We start from the raw sequence: 15,489 nt of genomic DNA on the forward strand, positions 1-15,489 counted from the left end.
ATTCAGCTCATGAATCCCAAGGCCCGCCAATTCGATTGACTCCTGGGGCGTCGTTAGCTTTATATTAGAACATATCATGAACAAATGAGCTAGCCGCTGGTTCTCTTTTTGAGAGCCACCGGCAATCACTCCTGAGGAGCGGCGTATATGAGCGGCGCACGAACAAGCGCGCTTGCAGCCTTGCGCGGCCAGATCGAGCGCATCGAGACGGCGGAGGTCGTGCATCATCGCGACCGTGTCGCGCTCGGCCATCGCGAGGCCGACAGCGCGCTAAAGGGCGGGCTCGCACGCGCGGCAATCCACGAGGTATTTTGCGAAGGACGTCAGGGCGCGGCCGCGACCGGCTTTGTCACCGGACTTGCGGGGCGCATGACGGCACGCAAACCGCTGCTGTGGGTGCGGCAGGATTTTTCAGAAATTGAAACCGGTGCGCTGTCGATGAGCGGGCTCACCGAGATCGGTCTCGATCCGCGCCGTATGGTGATGGTGCGCGCCGCCGACGTGGAGAGTGCGTTGCGCACGTCGGCCGATGCGCTCGCCTGCGACGCGCTGGGCGCCGTCGTGCTCGAGCTCTGGGGTGAGACCAGGCAGTTCGATCTTGTGGCGAGCCGCAAGCTGACGCTGGCTGCGCAGTCTTCCGGTGTCACCGGCTTGCTGCTGCGGATGGCCGCACAACCTTTGCCATCGACCGCGGAGACCAGATGGATGCTGCGCGCGGCGCATTCGCCGCCGGGCGCGATGTGGAGCGCCTGGGGCGCGCCGCGCTTCGATGCCGAGCTCTTGCGCAATCGTCATGGCCCGTGCGGCCGGTGGATCATGGAATGGAAATGTGATGAGTGCCAGTTCTCTGAATCGTCGACGTATCCTCAGCCTGTGGCTGCCGCGCCTGCCTATCGACCGGATCCAGCGGTTCTTCGGCAACGTCGGACTGCATAAAAACAATGAGCCCAGCATCGTCGTCGCCAAGGACAGCAACGCGCTGGTGATCCATGCGCTGGACGAGGCCGCCGAGCGCCTCGGGCTGCATATCGGCCAGCCCTTGGCCAATGCCCGGGCGATGTGTCCGGATCTAAAGGTGTTCGATGCCGATGCCGTGGCCGATGCCAAGACGATCGGCGACATCGCCGACTGGTGCGACCGCTTCACGCCGCTGGTGGCGCTCGATCCGCCGCACGGGCTGTTCCTCGACATCACCGGCTGCGCGCATCTGTTCGGCGGCGAGGCTACGCTGTTGCAAACCCTTGTCCGTGCCCTCGATCGCCAGGGCTTTGCCGTCAGCGCGGCGATCGCCGGCACCTCGGTCTGCGCGCGCACGCTGACGCGGCAGGCATCCGGTAGCATCGTTGCCAATGGCGGGGAGGCGGCGGCAATCAGCCGGTTTCCAGTGTCCGCGCTTGGTGCGGGTGAGGCCATCAGCACCGGCCTGCGCCGCGCCGGCCTGAAAACCATCGGCGATGTCGCCTCGCGCACGCCGAGCGAAATCACGGCGCGGTTCGGTGCGCGGTTCTCCACGCTGCTTGCGCACGCGCTGGGACAGGGCGATGCGCCGATCAATCCACGAAAGCCGCTGCCCGATTACATCGTAGAGAAACGCTTTGCCGAGCCGATCGCGACCGACACCATGATCGCGATGACGCTGTCGCGCCTCGCCGACACGCTGATCGCGTCGATGGAGAAGCAGGGCAAGGGCGCGCGACGGTTAGAAGCCACATTCTTCCGTACCGACGGCGCGGTGCGCGCCATCATGGTCGAAACCGGACGTCCCGTGACGCGGAGCGCGGTCGTCGACCGGCTGTTCCGCGAGCGTCTCGATGCACTCGCCGATCCCCTCGATCCCGGCTTCGGCTTCGACATGGTGCGGCTGTCGGCAAGCCGCACCGAGATCGTGGTGCAGGAGCAGCGCGATCTCGACGCCCATGTCCACGACAATGACGAGCTTGCCGCGCTGATCGACCGCATCGCCGCGCGCATCGGCGGAAAGCGCGTCGTCGTGCACCTGCCTGAGGATACCCATATCCCTGAATGTGCGGTGCTGGCGGCGCCTGCCCAGCATCATCTCGCCGTGGCCATGCAGGCCGAATGGCCCGCGCGCACCGAGGGTGAGCCGCCGCTGCGTCCGTTGCGGTTGTTCGACAAGCCTGAGCCGATCAATGTGCCGTTCGCGACCGTGCCCGACGGGCCGCCGCATCAATTCACCTGGCGCCGCGCGCAGCATGCGGTGGTGCGGGTGGAGGGCCCCGAGCGCATCGCCATGGAATGGTGGCGGCAGGACGGCAAGCAACTGACACGGGATTATTTTCGTATCGAGGATGCCGAAGGCCTACGCTTCTGGATCTTTCGCGACGGTCTTTACGAGGGGGAGTGCTTCGACGACGACGGCAAGCCCGCTCCTCCCGGTTGGTATGTGCACGGTCTCTTCGCATGAACACGCCCGCTTATGCCGAGATCGGCATCACCACGAATTTCTCCTTCCTGCGCGGCGGCTCGGATCCGCGCGACTATGTACACCAGGCCAGCATCCTGGGCATTCCCGCGATCGGCATTGCCGATCACAACACGCTCGCCGGTGTGGTGCGTGCCTACAAGGAGCTCGACAATGACAAGGTGCTGCACAAGCCGAAGCTTCTGATCGGCACCCGCATCGTCTTCATCGACGGCACGCCGGATATCCTGGTCTATCCGTGTGACCGCGCCGCCTATGGCCGGCTGTGCCAGCTTCTCACCCGGGGCAAGCGCGGCGACGACATCACGCGGATCGCGAAGGGCGAATGCCATCTCACCTTCGCCGATCTCCTTGCGTTTTCCGAAGGCCAGCTCCTGATCCTGACGCTGCCGCATCGCTTCGATGCGGCGCAAGCGCAGGACATCCTCGCCAAGCTGAAGGCAAGTCGCGCCGAGGGCGTGTGGCTGGCGGCGAGTCTGGTCTATCGCGGCGACGATCGCCGTCGCCTCGCGCAGCTCGATGATCTCGCCGCAAAAGCAAAAGTGCCGCTGCTTGCGACCAACGAGGTGCTCTATCACCACCCCGCGCGCCGTCCCCTCCAGGACGTTCTGACCTGCATCCGGGAAAAGACCACGATCGAGGCGGTCGGCCGGAAGCTGGAAGCCAATGCCGAGCGATTTCTGAAGACGCCCAGGGAGATGGCGCGGCTGTTCCGCGATTTCCCCGAAGCTATCGCGGAGACCATGCGCTTTGCGGACAAGATCACCTTCTCGCTCGACCAGCTCAAATACCAGTATCCGGATGAGCCGGTGCCACCGGGGAAGACCGCGCAGGGGCATCTGGAGGATCTGACCTGGGCCGGTGTCGACAAATATTTCGGCGGCAAGATCGACGACAAGCTGCGCGCCACCCTGAAGAAAGAACTCGCGCTGATCGCCGATCTGAAATACGCGCATTACTTCCTCACCGTGCACGACATCGTGCATTACGCCCGCAGCCAGAACATTTTGTGCCAGGGGCGGGGATCGGCGGCGAATTCGGCGGTCTGCTACGTGCTCGGCATCACCTCGGTCGACCCGACCAAGGTCGATCTGCTGTTCGAGCGCTTCATCTCCAAGGAGCGGCTGGAGCCGCCCGACATCGACGTCGATTTCGAGCATTCGCGGCGCGAGGAGGTGATGCAATATGTCTATCGCCGTTACGGCCGCCATCGCGCTGCGATCATCGCCACCATCATTCATTATCGCCCGCGCAGCGCCATCCGCGACGTCGGCAAGGCGCTGGGCCTGACCGAGGACGTCACCGCGGCCCTTGCCGACACCGTCTGGGGAAGCTGGGGCAAGGGCCTCAACGACATGCAGGTCAGGCAGGCCGGCCTCGATCCGCAAAATTCAATGATCAACCTCGCAGTCGAGCTCGCGACCGAGCTGATCGAATTCCCCCGTCATCTGTCCCAGCATGTCGGCGGCTATGTGCTCACGCAGGACCGGCTCGACACCTATGTGCCGATCGGCAATGCCGCGATGGACGATCGCACCTTCATCGAATGGGACAAGGACGATGTCGACGCACTCAGCATGATGAAGGTCGACGTGCTCGCGCTGGGCATGCTGACCTGCATCCGCAAGTGCTTTGATCTGATCGAGCAGCACAAGGGCGAACGCTGGATGCTGGCGAGCGTCCCGCAGGATGATTCCAAAGTCTACGACATGCTGTGCGACGGGGAGTCGCTCGGCGTGTTCCAGGTCGAGAGCCGCGCCCAGATGAACATGTTGCCCCGGCTGAAGCCACGGACCTTCTACGATCTCGTCATCGAGGTCGCGATCGTGCGGCCTGGTCCGATCCAGGGCGACATGGTGCATCCTTATCTGCGGCGGCGGAACGGCTTGGAAAAAGTGAACTATCCATCGCCGTCACCGGAGCATGGCGACAAGGACGAGCTTTACAGAGTGCTGCACAAGACCCTCGGCGTGCCCTTGTTCCAGGAGCAGGCGATGCGGATCGCGATCGAGGCCGCGAAGTTCACGGCCGAGGAGGCCAACGGCCTGCGCCGTGCGATGGCAACGTTCCGCAATGTCGGCACCATCGGCAAGTTCGAAGACAAGATGATCGGCAACATGATCGCACGCGGTTATGCGCCTGATTTTGCCAGGAACTGTTTCGAACAGATCAAGGGTTTTGGCAGCTACGGTTTTCCGGAGAGCCATGCCGCAAGCTTCGCGCAGCTTGTCTATATCTCCTCATGGCTGAAGCATTATCACCCTGATGCATTCTGCTGCGGCCTCCTGAACTCGCAGCCGATGGGTTTTTACGCCCCGGCGCAGATCGTCAGCGACGCTCGCAAGAATGGCGTCGAGGTGCGCGATATCGATGTGTCCTACAGTTTTGCGCAGAACACGCTGGAAGAAGGAAGTAGCAAATATTGCGCCGTGCGCCTGGGCTTCCGCCAGATCGACGGTTTTCATTGGCTCGATGAGGATGAGGAAAGGCTGAAAAGAGGCGCGTCCCGGAATGACCGTGTGGAGAGAGCGCCCGACTGGGCCGACCGCATCGTCTCCGCGCGCAACCGCCGGCCCTTCACCTCGCTGGAAGATTTCGCCCGCGACACCGGACTGCCCAAGCGCGCGCTGATCCTGCTTGCCGATGCCGACGCGTTTCGCTCGCTCGGGCTCGATCGCCGCGAGGCGCTGTGGCAGGTGCGGCGCCTGCCCGACGATGTGCCGCTGCCGCTGTTCGAGGTGGCCACCGCACGCGAGCAGCCGGACGAGCACGCCAGGCCGTTGCCGGTGATGCCGCGCGCCGAACAGGTGGTCGCGGACTACCAGACCATTCGCCTTTCGCTCAAAGGCCATCCGATTGAATTTTTGCGGGAGATGTTTACGCGCGAGCGCATCGTCGCCTGCAAGGACATCAATCACGACAACGAGCGGCGCCGTGTCCGCTGTGCCGGCGTCGTGCTGGTACGGCAGCGGCCGGGCAGCGCCAGCGGCGTCGTGTTCATGACACTGGAGGACGAAACCGGCATCGCCAATGTCGTGGTGTGGCCGAAGATCATGGAGCAGTACCGGAAGGAGGTGATGGGCGCACGCCTCATCCTGGTCGAGGGCTACATCCAGAGCAGTCCCGAAAAGGTGACGCATCTGATCGCCCAGCGGATGATCGACCGTTCGCACGATCTGGTCGGCCTTGCCAACGACGCCCTCGGCCGCAAGCATCCGGTGCCGGCAGGCGCCACCGTGGTCGAACCGCTCAACGACGACCCCCGCGCCCACACGGATGCGCCCGCGCAAAAAATCCGTCATCCCCGCAATGTCCGCATCCTGCCGCCGTCGCGGGATTTTCATTGAGGGTGGGGGCCGCGCCCCTCTCGCCCCGTCATTGCGAGCGCAGCGAAGCAATCCAGACTGTCACCGCGGAGAAATACTGGATTTGCTTCGCTACGCTCGCAATGACGAGTTTGTTCTAAAAATTCACCCGGTTCGAGATCGCGCCGTCCACCACCAGATTGGAGCCCGTGGTGAACCCCGACACCGGGCTCGCCAGAAACACCGCTGCGCTCGCGATCTCCTGCGGCGTCGCCATGCGGCCGGTGGGGTTACGCTTCATCGCATCATTGTAGCGCTCGGGCATGTTATGCTCGATCGTATTCCAGACGCCGCCCTTGAAATAGACCGTGCCTGGCGAGACCACGTTGACGCGGATCTTCTTCTTCGCGTACTGCCGTGCCAGCCCCTTGGCCATGTGGATCAACGCAGCCTTGATCGGGCCGTAGGAACTCGCCGTGTCCGCTTGCGCCGCGGAGATCGATGAGATGATCACGAAGGCGGCGTCGCCACCCTTGTCGCCACTAGCCTCGAGGAACGGCCGCGCGGCGTCGAACGCGTGCACGGCGCCGAGCAGGTCGAGTCGAAAATTCTGCTCCCACGACGCGGCATCATGGCCTTGTGCCATTGCGCCCGCGTTAGAGAACAGCATGTCGATGCCGCCAAGCTCCTTTGCAGCATTCTCGATCCAGGATTTCAGTGCCGCGCCGTCCGTGACATCCACCGGACCGCCGGTCGCGCGGATCCCGCTGGCCTTCAACTCCGTAACCGTGGCGGCAACCTGGTCCGCGTTGCGTGCACACACCGCGACATTGCTGCCTTCGCCGGCCAGCGTCGCCGCAATCGCCCGCCCGATGCCGCGCGTCCCGCCAAGTACGATGGCGTTCTTGCCTTTGAGACCGAGATCCATTGGTTGGTTTTCCTTTTTTGTTGGTCGCAGCTAGTGTAGCTGTTTCGAGAGATGCCCAAAAGCCTCCACATCGTCATTGCGAGGAGCTCTTGCGACGAAGCAATCCAGACTGCCACCGCGGAAAGACTCTGGATTGCTTCGCTTCGCTCGCAATGACCGTGTGGAAACAGCGGCCCTCACTCCGGTGCCGCCCCCACCGGCGGGCCGCCGGGCGGGCGGTGCAGGAATGTCAGTGAGACGTAGGCGCCGGCCCAGGAGCCGATCGCCGCGAAAGCCACATAGAAAGCGTTTTCGGTGTAGCTGATCACCGCATAGGAGGAGAGCATGTACCAGACCGCGCTCCAGTTCGCCGCGGGCACGCGCTTGCGCGCGATCACGGCCGAGGTGAACATGACATAGACCGCGTCGGTGGCCGCCGTTGCGATGAACACGGCGCCTGCGGTGAGAGGATCGATGGCGGCCATTGCATGTCCTTGTGTGCTAATGCGATGGTCGCAAACTAAAGGGAGAGAAGGGTCATGCAAAGCCCCACCGAGATTCTCAGCAACATCTGGACCTCCGCTGGCGGTGACGCCGCCGCGCTCGCGCGCGTCCGGCTGACGGGCGAGGAGCCGCAGATCCCGTCCTCATTTCGCGTCGCAATTGCCGGCCAGACAACGATCGCCGCCGCCGGCCTTGCCGCCGCCGAAATCTGGAGATTGCGCAGCGGCGAAGCGCAGGACGTCAGCGTCGACCTGCGCCATGCCGTCGCCGAATGCCGCTCCGAGCGCTACTTGCGCGTCGACGACAAGCCGCCGCCGCCCGCTTGGGACGCCATCGCCGGCGTCTACAGAACCGGCGACAACCGCTTCGTCCGCTGCCACACCAATTTCCCGCATCATCGCGACGCCGTCTGCAAGGTGCTCGGCTGCGAACCCGAGCGCGAGAAGGTGCAGGCCGCATTGATGCAATGGAAGAGCGAGGATTTCGAGACTGCGACCTACGCCGCGGGCGGCGTCGTTGCCCTGATGCGTTCGTACGACGAATGGTCGGCGCTGCCGCAGGCCCGCGCGCTCGCCGAATTGCCGCTGGTCTCGATCGAGAAGATCGGCGAGGCCCCGCCGAAGCCATGGCCGCAACGATTGCCAAAAGGCGATCGCCCGCTCGCAGGCCTGCGCGTGCTCGATCTCTCTCGCGTCATCGCGGGGCCCGTCGCCGGCCGCACGCTCGCCGCGCATGGCGCGGATGTGCTGCTCGTGTCAGGCCCCGAACTGCCGGCCATTCCGTGGCTGACCATCGACACCGGGCGCGGCAAGCTCACCACCTTCATCGAGCTGAAAAGCGAGGCCGGGCGTGCGCAGTTGCGCGAGCTCTTGAGAGACGCCGATATCTTCTCGCAAGGCTATCGCCCGCGCGCGCTTGCCGCTCTCGGCTTCACGCCGGAGGACGCAGCGACAATCAACCCCGGCATCGTCTACCTAACGCTGTCAGCCTATGGCCATGCCGGTCCCTGGGCTGAACGGCGCGGCTTCGATTCGCTGGTGCAGACCACGACCGGGTTCAACCATGCCGAAGGACAGGCTGCCGGCATCGATGGACCGAAGGAATTGCCGGCGCAGATGCTCGACCACGCCACCGGCTATCTGATGGCGTTCGGCGCGATGATGGCCAAGGCCCGCCAGGCCCGCGAAGGCGGCAGCTGGCACGTGCGCGTGTCGCTGGCGCAGACCGGGCGCTGGCTGTGGAATCTCGGACGGCTCGAAAAGGGCCTGAATACCCCGGATATTACGGGCGAGGCCGTACACGCTGCATTCATCGAGAGCATGCCATCTGGCTTTGGCACGTTGAAGGCGGTGCGCCATTCAGCGCTGCTGTCGAAGACGCCTGCGCAATGGAGCCGTCCGGCGATGCCGCTCGGCAGTCATCCGGCAGAGTGGCCGGTGACAAACTGACGTGAAGCTGACGTGTCGCAAATTTTTAACGCAAACCGAAAGGCGGCCGGCGTTTTTTAGGTTGTTTGAAATCACAATTCGGCACTATTAGCGCGACCGATGACGCTGGCATCCGCTGGTATCATCGCAGACATGACCGGGCCCCATGGTAGTTGAAAATACCAAGCGTTTGCAGGTGCTTACAAAACAACGGGTAATTACATCCGTAGTTTTACTAGCTCTTGCCGGTGCCGGGGCCTACGGCTTCCTCTATGCGGGAGCCAAGGAGAAGAGCCACTCCGAGATCTCCAGCCAATCGCGCAGAAATGCGCAGAACTTCACGCCGACGCCGTCCGAATGGGCGACGCTGACGATCGAGCCGGTCAAGGCCAAGACCTTCCGCGCCGAGTATGTCACCGAGGGCAAGGTCGCAGTCGACGAGGACCGTTCGACGCCGGTGTTTTCACCCTATGCAGGCCGGGTGACCAAGCTGCTCGCCAAGCCAGGCGAGGTGCTGAAGCAAGGCCAACCGCTGTTCACGATCGAGGCCGCCGACACCGTGCAGGCCCAGAACGATTTCATTGCGGCGATGAGCTCGCAGAACAAGGCCAAGTCGGCGATCGATCTTGCCGATATCCAGTTCAAGCGCGCCAAGGACCTCTACGAGGGCCATGCCATCCCACTGAAGGACTATCAGCAGGCGGAAGCGACCCAGGTTCAAGCGCTGAACGACATGCGCTCCTCGGCGACCGCGCTGGAAGCCGCGCGCAACAAGCTGCGGATCCTCGGCTTCACCGACGAGACCATCAAGGCGTTCCAGGACAAGGGCGTCATCAATCCGGAAGTCACGATCTATTCGCCAATCGCAGGCACGGTCGTGCAGCGTAAAATTGGCCCCGGCCAGTACGTCAATTCGGGCGCCAGCGATCCGGTCTTCGTCGTCGGCGACCTCTCCACGGTCTGGCTCACCGCCTTCGTGCGCGAGAGCGATGCGGCTGCCGTGTGCATCGGGCAGGACATCACCGTCAACGTGATGGCGCTCCCGGGCCGTCCCTTGACCGCCAAGGTCAACTACGTCGCCGCCGCGATCGATCCGAACACCCGTCGCCTGCTGGTCCGCGCCACCATCGACAACAAGGACGGTCTGCTGAAGCCGGAGATGTTCGCCAACGTAACGATCTATTCGTCCGGCGACCGCGCCGCGCCGGCGGTACCGAAGCAGGCCTTGATCTACGAAGCCGACAAGGTCCGGCTCTGGGTGGCACGCGAGGACAAGTCGGTCGAGCTGCGGGAGATCAAGATCGGTCTCATCAATGGCAATCTCGTCGAGGTCACCAGCAATCTGAAGCCCGGCGAGCAGGTGGTCACCAAAGGCAGCCTGTTCATCGACCGCGCGGCGTCCGGCAGCTGATCGACGGGCCGGGAAAAAAAGACAAGCTGAAGACCTGAATGGATCGCCTCGTCGCCCTTGCCGTCAACCGGCGCTTCCTGATGGTCGGGATGTTCGTCGCCGTGCTCATCGGCGGCCTGATTGCGTTCAACCAGCTCAACATCGAGGCTTATCCGGATCCGACCCCGCCGATGGTCGACATCGTGACGCAGAGCCCGGGCCTGTCGGCGGAGGAGATCGAGCGCTACATCACGATTCCGATCGAGACCCAGGTCGCGGGTCTGAAGAACGTGACGACCATTCGCACCATCTCGCTCTACGGCCTCTCCGACGTCAAACTGCAGTTCTCGTTCGCTTACACCTATGACGAGGCATTGCAGCAGGTGTTGAACCGCCTGGCGCAGCTCGCGCCGCTGCCCGGCAATGTGCAGCCGCAGATCTCGCCGCTCAGTCCAATTGGCGAAATCTTCCGCTACCGTCTCGTCGGCCCGCCGAACTACAGCGTGCTCGACCTCAAGACCATCCAGGACTGGATCCTCCAGCGGCGCTTCCGTGCCGTGCCCGGCGTGATCGACGTCACCGGATGGGGCGGCAAGAGCAAGACCTACGAGCTCCAGGTCGACTTCAACAAGCTGGTCGCCAACGGCCTGACGCTGCCGCAATTGCTCCAGGCGGTCGGCAATTCCAACGTCAATGTCGGCGGCAACACCGTCAATATCGGTCAGCAATCGGCCGTGGTGCGCGGCGTCGGCCTGATCCGCTCGATCGACGACCTCGCCAACACCATGGTCTCGCAGACCAACGGCAATCCGGTGCTGGTCAAGGACGTCGCCACCGTCACCGTCGGCCAGAAGCCCCGTCTCGGCATCGCCGGCCTCGATGAGTCCGACGACATCGTGCAAGGCATCGTCCTGATGCGCCGCGGCGAGCAGAGCTCGCCAACCATCAAGCGCGTCCACCAACTCGTTCAAACCATCAACGACTCCAGCATCCTGCCGCCCGGCGTGCGCATCGAGCGCATCTATGACCGCGGCGACCTGATCGACCTCACGACCCACACTGTGCTCCACAACATGGTGATCGGAATTCTGCTGATCGTGTTGCTGCAGTGGATATTCCTCGGCGATCTCCGCAGTGCGCTGATCGTCGGCGCCACCATTCCGTTCGCGCTGTTCTTCGCGGTGATCATCCTGGTGCTACGGGGGGAATCGGCGAACCTGTTGTCGGTCGGCGCGATCGATTTCGGCCTGATCGTCGATGCCACCGTCATCATGGTGGAGGCGATCTTCCGGCGCCTGACGCAGACGACGCCGATGTCGGAATCCGAGCAGATGTCGTCCGAGACGCTGTTCGGCATGAAAAGCCACGCCATTCTCAGCGCGGCGGCCGATGTCTCTCGTTCGATCTTCTTCGCCGCGGCCATCATCATCGCGGCCTTCCTGCCGCTGTTCACGCTCTCCGGCGTCGAGGGCAACATCTTCGGACCGATGGCCCGGACCTATGCCTACGCGCTGGCCGGCGGTCTGCTTGCGACGTTCACCGTCACTCCTGCGCTGTCGGCGATCATTCTGCCGGCGCATGTTCATGAGACCGAGACCAGGGTGATGCTGATCCTGCATCGGATCTACATGCCGGTGCTGCATTGGGCGGTCGCCAACCGCGGCATCATGCTCGGTGGCGCGTTCGGCCTCGTACTGATGACGGTTGCGCTCAGCCGCTTGCTTGGCCTCGAATTCCTGCCGAAGCTGGAGGAGGGCAATCTCTGGATCCGCGCCACGCTGCCGCCGACCATCTCGCTTCAGGAAGGCAACTCCTACGTCAACGAAATGCGCAAGGTGATCCGCGCGCGGCCTGAAGTGGAATCCGTGGTGTCGCAGCACGGCCGCCCCGATGACGGCACCGACGCCGCCGGCTTCTTCAACGCCGAGTTCTTCGCGCCCCTCAAGCCCGCCAGCCAATGGCCCGGCACCCGCGACAAGGAAGAGTTGACCGCGCAACTGCTCAAGCAGCTTGACGATCGCTTCCCCGGCGTCGAGTTCAACTTCTCGCAATATCTCCAGGACAATGTCTCCGAAGCCGTTTCCGGCGTGAAGGGCGAGAACTCGATCAAGCTGTTCGGCAGCGATCTCCAGGCGCTGACCGACACCGCCAACAAGATCAAGTCGGTGCTATCAACCGTGCAGGGCGTCACCGACCTTGCCGTGTTCACCTCACTGGGGCAGCCGACCATCCAGATCGATATCAACCGTGCCAAGGCCGCGCGCTATGGCCTCGCGCCGGGCGACATCAACGCCACCATCAAGGTCGCGATCGGCGGCGACACCGCCGGTGACATCTACGAGGCAGGAAGCGACCGCCACTTCCCGATCATCGTTCGTCTTGCGCCGGAATTCCGCAGGAGCGCCGAGGCGATCCAGAATTTGCGGATCGGTGCGCCCGGACCGAACGGCACCGTCACGCAGATCCCCCTGAGCGAGGTCGCCACCATCAGCCTCGTCTCGGGTGCGGCCTACATTTATCGCGAGCAGCAGGAGCGCTATCTGCCGATCAAGTTCTCGGTACGTGAACGCGACCTCGGCAGCGCCATCCGCGAGGCGCAGCAGAAGATCGCCGCTCAGGTGCAACTGCCGCCCGGCGCGCACATGGACTGGGTCGGCGAATTCGGCAATCTCCAGGACGCGATCCGGCGATTGTCGATCGTGGTGCCGATCTCGCTGGCGCTGATCGGCGTCCTGCTCTGGTTCAATTTCGGCTCGATGACCGACACGCTGCTCGCCATGAGCGTGATTCCGATGGCCATCTTCGGCGGCGTGCTCGGTCTCTTGATCACAGGTACCGCCTTCAGTGTCTCGGCGGCGATCGGCTTCATCGCGCTGTTCGGCATCGCCGTGATGGACGGCATCATCATCCTGTCGCAGTTCAACCAACTCATCGAAGAGGGCATGGACCGCATGACCGCGGTGATACGCACCGGCGAATTGCAGCTTCGGCCGGTGCTGATGACCTGCGTCGTCGCCGGCATCGGCCTGTTGCCGGCCGCGCTGTCGGAAGGCATCGGCTCGCAGGTGCAGAAGCCGCTTGCGGTCGTCGTGGTGACAGGCATGATGCTCGCCCCTATCGTGATCCTGGTGACGCTGCCGGTGTTGATCTCCTTCTTCTCCCGCCGCGCACGCTGACGCCGCCAATCACAGCATCCGCTGCGCGATCCGCACCAGCATCATGGTGCCGAGGCCCAGCAGCATCAAGCTGGCCAACCGACTGCTCATCGACAGCATGCGCGGCGTCAGCCGTGACCGCGCCATTGCCACGATCGTGCTGAGCACGGTCCACCAGATCGCGGAACCGACGAAGACACCGGCGATCAGCGGGGCTGCCGCGGTCTGCATTGAAAAGGCGTGCAGCGCAGCCAGAAACAGGATGACGGTCAGCGGATTGGTGAACCCAAGCGCGATGGCGCTGAGATAGGCCCGCGCCAGATGCACGTTGTCGACGACGTCGGTCGTCTGGAGCGCGACCGAGCCGCGATGGGTCCGGATCGCGAACCACAGCAGCGTGAGCGCCGAGACGGTGCCGAAGCCGGCGGCATTGGCCTCGACCCGGGGCTGTGCCAGCGAGCCCAGTCCTAAAACCGCGAGAGCGCTGTAGGTGAGATGCACGGTCGCGGCGCCGAAGCCGGTTGCGAGGCCCGTGGCCATGCCGGATGCCAATGTGCGCTGTATGCACAGCATGCCCATCGGTCCGATGGGGGCGGCCACGGTGAAACCAATTCCAATGCCGGAAAAAAGCGCGGCAAGATAATGCGATAAAGGCATGCACCCGCACGAACAAATGAAATCTGTGCGTGTGCGTAGCCCCGAAAAAGAATCGCCGCCTCAACCAGAAGGGTGAGAAACGGACGAGAGCACAAACACGTTCGTGTGAGTCCAACGAGTTTGTGCCTTCGCGACAACAGTTCCACGCCTCATTGTGGAACCGTGTCGCGGTCGTTGAACCGAATTGCGCTTGGCGCGACTCAGAACCCGTAGAGTTGCGCCGGGTTGTCGACCAGGATCTTCTTGCGCACATCTGCATCCGGCGCCCACACCGGAAGCTGGTTGAGCAGGCGGCCGTCGTCGATCTGGTAGAGCGGCGCGATGTCGGTGGCTTTGCGTCCCTCGACACGGCTCGAATCCGGATGCGGCCAGTCCGTGCCCCAGACGATGCGGTCCGCATTCGCCGCGATCAGTGCGCGGGCATAGGGCACCATGTCCTGATAATCGGGCGCGAGCTTCGAGGAGCGATAGGCGCCGGAAATCTTGACATAGGCCTTGCCGGATTTCACCAGCGCGACCAGGTCGGAAAATCCCGGCTGCTCCAGCCCAAGCGAGGCCTCAAGGCCGCCGAAATGGTCGAATACAACGGGTACTGGCGCCGTCTCGACGAGGTCCTTGATCGCCGAGATCATGGGAAGCGTCGTGTAGAGCTGCACGTGCCAACCGCGCGCCTTCATGCGCTCGACTGCGGCGGTGAAGCGCGGCCGGCCGACATTGGGGTCGTTGACGCCGCCGGTCGCGAGATTGAGGCGGACACCGCGAAAGCCGTCTGCCTGCATCGTGTCAAGCTGGGCCTCGGTCGTTTTGTCGTCGATCACGGCCACCCCGCGCGCGGCCGCGCCACGCGCTTTCATGCCGAACAGCGTCGACGAGTTGTCGGTGCCGTAGACGCTCGGCGTCACGATCACCACGCGCTCGATATGCAGCGCCTTGTGCAGCGCGGCCATCTCCTCCGGCGAAGCCGGTTCCGGCGTGTAGACGCGGCCCGCGAAGAACGGAAATTTTTCGACATCGCCATGGATGTGGGTGTGACAGTCGCAGGCATGGGCCGGGACGTCGAAATTGACCGGAGTGGCGGGCTGCGCGGCACGTGCGTGGGCTTTGTTCGACATGGCAACTCCGGCGGCAAGGGAGGCAAGCAGGACGCTGCGTCGGCTGAGCATGGTTTCTCTCCCTGTATTATTATTTGGCAGTGGCATCGTGACAGTATCACATCAGCCCGGCAGCCGCTGCGCTTCGCTGCATAGCTGCTCGACGAGGTCCGCAAGCAGGCGTGAGCCGTCGACGCGCACGACCGGGCAGGGCAGCTTCGCGAGCCACGCCTCATCTCTTGCGAGACTGCGACCCTCGCGATCGCCGGCTTCGTAGTGCGAGGCCCAGTCGACGAACGACTCCGCCTCCTCATGACGCCAGCCGCCCTGTGCGACGGCATCCGCTCCGAAATGCGTAGCCTCGCGGTCACGCAGGCGCTGCAAGCGAAGCTCGCGCGGCGTCGTCACAAAGACGACGAGATCGAAGAATGGGATGAACTCGTCGCCCCAGCCGGTGACCGTTCCGCTCAGCACCCAATCGAGCCGCGGCAGAAACATCTCGCGCATCAGGCGCAGACGCTCGGCAGCGGGGCGCGTGGTCTGGTAGGGCGGCGCCGTCGGCAGCCAGAAATAATCATCGCTGTCGTGATGCGGCAGCGCAAGCCGGCTC

Annotated in this window: 11 protein-coding genes; 6 read left to right on the forward strand and 5 right to left on the reverse strand. The window is 63.7% G+C overall.

All coding sequences use genetic code 11. The features are described from left to right. Nucleotides 1-147: 147 nt before the first annotated feature. From IVB32_RS35025 to IVB32_RS35035, 3 genes are read left to right on the forward strand one after another with little or no spacing between them, the layout of a single operon-like run. Entirely contained in the window at nt 148-936 is a 789-nt protein-coding gene (locus IVB32_RS35025) for a DNA replication/repair protein (RefSeq protein WP_018456905.1), read from the forward strand. Beyond that, nucleotides 833-2,425, forward strand: coding sequence for a DNA polymerase Y family protein (locus tag IVB32_RS35030; RefSeq protein WP_018456904.1), 1,593 nt, complete (start codon nt 833-835; stop codon nt 2,423-2,425). The genes IVB32_RS35025 and IVB32_RS35030 overlap by 104 nt, the downstream gene beginning before the upstream one ends. Further along, the gene (locus tag IVB32_RS35035; protein ID WP_018456903.1) at nt 2,422-5,790 is read left to right on the forward strand and encodes an error-prone DNA polymerase; all 3,369 of its coding nucleotides are present in this window, start codon (nt 2,422-2,424) and stop codon (nt 5,788-5,790) included. Before IVB32_RS35030 ends, IVB32_RS35035 begins: the two co-directional genes overlap by 4 nt. A 115-nt stretch (nt 5,791-5,905) precedes the next feature. Here IVB32_RS35035 and IVB32_RS35040 read toward each other — a convergent pair whose 3' ends face one another. Further along, nucleotides 5,906-6,676, reverse strand: coding sequence for an SDR family oxidoreductase (locus IVB32_RS35040; RefSeq protein WP_018456902.1), 771 nt, complete (start codon nt 6,674-6,676; stop codon nt 5,906-5,908). 176 nt (nt 6,677-6,852) lie between these two features. Then, the gene (locus IVB32_RS35045; protein WP_007593600.1) at nt 6,853-7,140 is read right to left on the reverse strand and encodes a hypothetical protein; all 288 of its coding nucleotides are present in this window, start codon (nt 7,138-7,140) and stop codon (nt 6,853-6,855) included. 54 nt (nt 7,141-7,194) lie between these two features. Here IVB32_RS35045 and IVB32_RS35050 point away from each other — a divergent pair, with 54 nt between their 5' ends. The 3 genes from IVB32_RS35050 (at nt 7,195) to IVB32_RS35060 (ending at nt 13,152) form a co-directional block, all read left to right on the forward strand. Continuing rightward, complete coding sequence (locus IVB32_RS35050; protein WP_018456901.1) at nt 7,195-8,607, forward strand: CoA transferase; 1,413 nt, start codon at nt 7,195-7,197, stop codon at nt 8,605-8,607. A 145-nt stretch (nt 8,608-8,752) separates the two neighbouring features. After that, nucleotides 8,753-9,997 (forward strand): efflux RND transporter periplasmic adaptor subunit, encoded by a 1,245-nt coding sequence (locus tag IVB32_RS35055; protein WP_018456900.1) that lies wholly within the window; start codon nt 8,753-8,755, stop codon nt 9,995-9,997. 38 nt (nt 9,998-10,035) lie between these two features. Beyond that, entirely contained in the window at nt 10,036-13,152 is a 3,117-nt protein-coding gene (locus IVB32_RS35060; protein WP_018456899.1) for a CusA/CzcA family heavy metal efflux RND transporter, read from the forward strand. 9 nt (nt 13,153-13,161) lie between these two features. On the opposite strand, the gene IVB32_RS35065 is transcribed toward IVB32_RS35060, so the two are convergent. From IVB32_RS35065 to IVB32_RS35075, 3 genes are all read right to left on the reverse strand, one after another. After that, on the reverse strand, nt 13,162-13,731 hold the full coding sequence (locus IVB32_RS35065) for a LysE family transporter (RefSeq protein ID WP_231188709.1): 570 nt from the start codon (nt 13,729-13,731) through the stop codon (nt 13,162-13,164). 257 nt (nt 13,732-13,988) lie between these two features. After that, complete coding sequence (locus IVB32_RS35070; protein ID WP_018456897.1) at nt 13,989-14,951, reverse strand: amidohydrolase family protein; 963 nt, start codon at nt 14,949-14,951, stop codon at nt 13,989-13,991. A 51-nt stretch (nt 14,952-15,002) separates the two neighbouring features. Beyond that, a partial coding sequence (locus tag IVB32_RS35075) for a hypothetical protein (RefSeq protein ID WP_247412872.1) occupies nt 15,003-15,489 on the reverse strand: 487 nt, incomplete at its 5' end.

The sequence above is a fragment of the Bradyrhizobium sp. 23 genome (genome assembly GCF_023073295.1).
GTDB classification, from domain to species: domain Bacteria; phylum Pseudomonadota; class Alphaproteobacteria; order Rhizobiales; family Xanthobacteraceae; genus Bradyrhizobium; species Bradyrhizobium canariense_D.

Excerpts from the sequence above, each read along its gene's own strand:
- IVB32_RS35055 (WP_018456900.1), top strand. The coding sequence starts at position 8,753 with ATGGTAGTTGAAAATACCAAGCGTTTGCAGGTGCTTACAAAACAACGG.
- IVB32_RS35045 (WP_007593600.1), bottom strand. The coding sequence starts at position 7,140 with ATGGCCGCCATCGATCCTCTCACCGCAGGCGCCGTGTTCATCGCAACG.
- IVB32_RS35050 (WP_018456901.1), top strand. The coding sequence starts at position 7,195 with ATGCAAAGCCCCACCGAGATTCTCAGCAACATCTGGACCTCCGCTGGC.
- IVB32_RS35070 (WP_018456897.1), bottom strand. The coding sequence starts at position 14,951 with ATGCTCAGCCGACGCAGCGTCCTGCTTGCCTCCCTTGCCGCCGGAGTT.
- IVB32_RS35025 (WP_018456905.1), top strand. The coding sequence starts at position 148 with ATGAGCGGCGCACGAACAAGCGCGCTTGCAGCCTTGCGCGGCCAGATC.
- IVB32_RS35060 (WP_018456899.1), top strand. The coding sequence starts at position 10,036 with ATGGATCGCCTCGTCGCCCTTGCCGTCAACCGGCGCTTCCTGATGGTC.
- IVB32_RS35040 (WP_018456902.1), bottom strand. The coding sequence starts at position 6,676 with ATGGATCTCGGTCTCAAAGGCAAGAACGCCATCGTACTTGGCGGGACG.
- IVB32_RS35030 (WP_018456904.1), top strand. The coding sequence starts at position 833 with ATGAGTGCCAGTTCTCTGAATCGTCGACGTATCCTCAGCCTGTGGCTG.
- IVB32_RS35035 (WP_018456903.1), top strand. The coding sequence starts at position 2,422 with ATGAACACGCCCGCTTATGCCGAGATCGGCATCACCACGAATTTCTCC.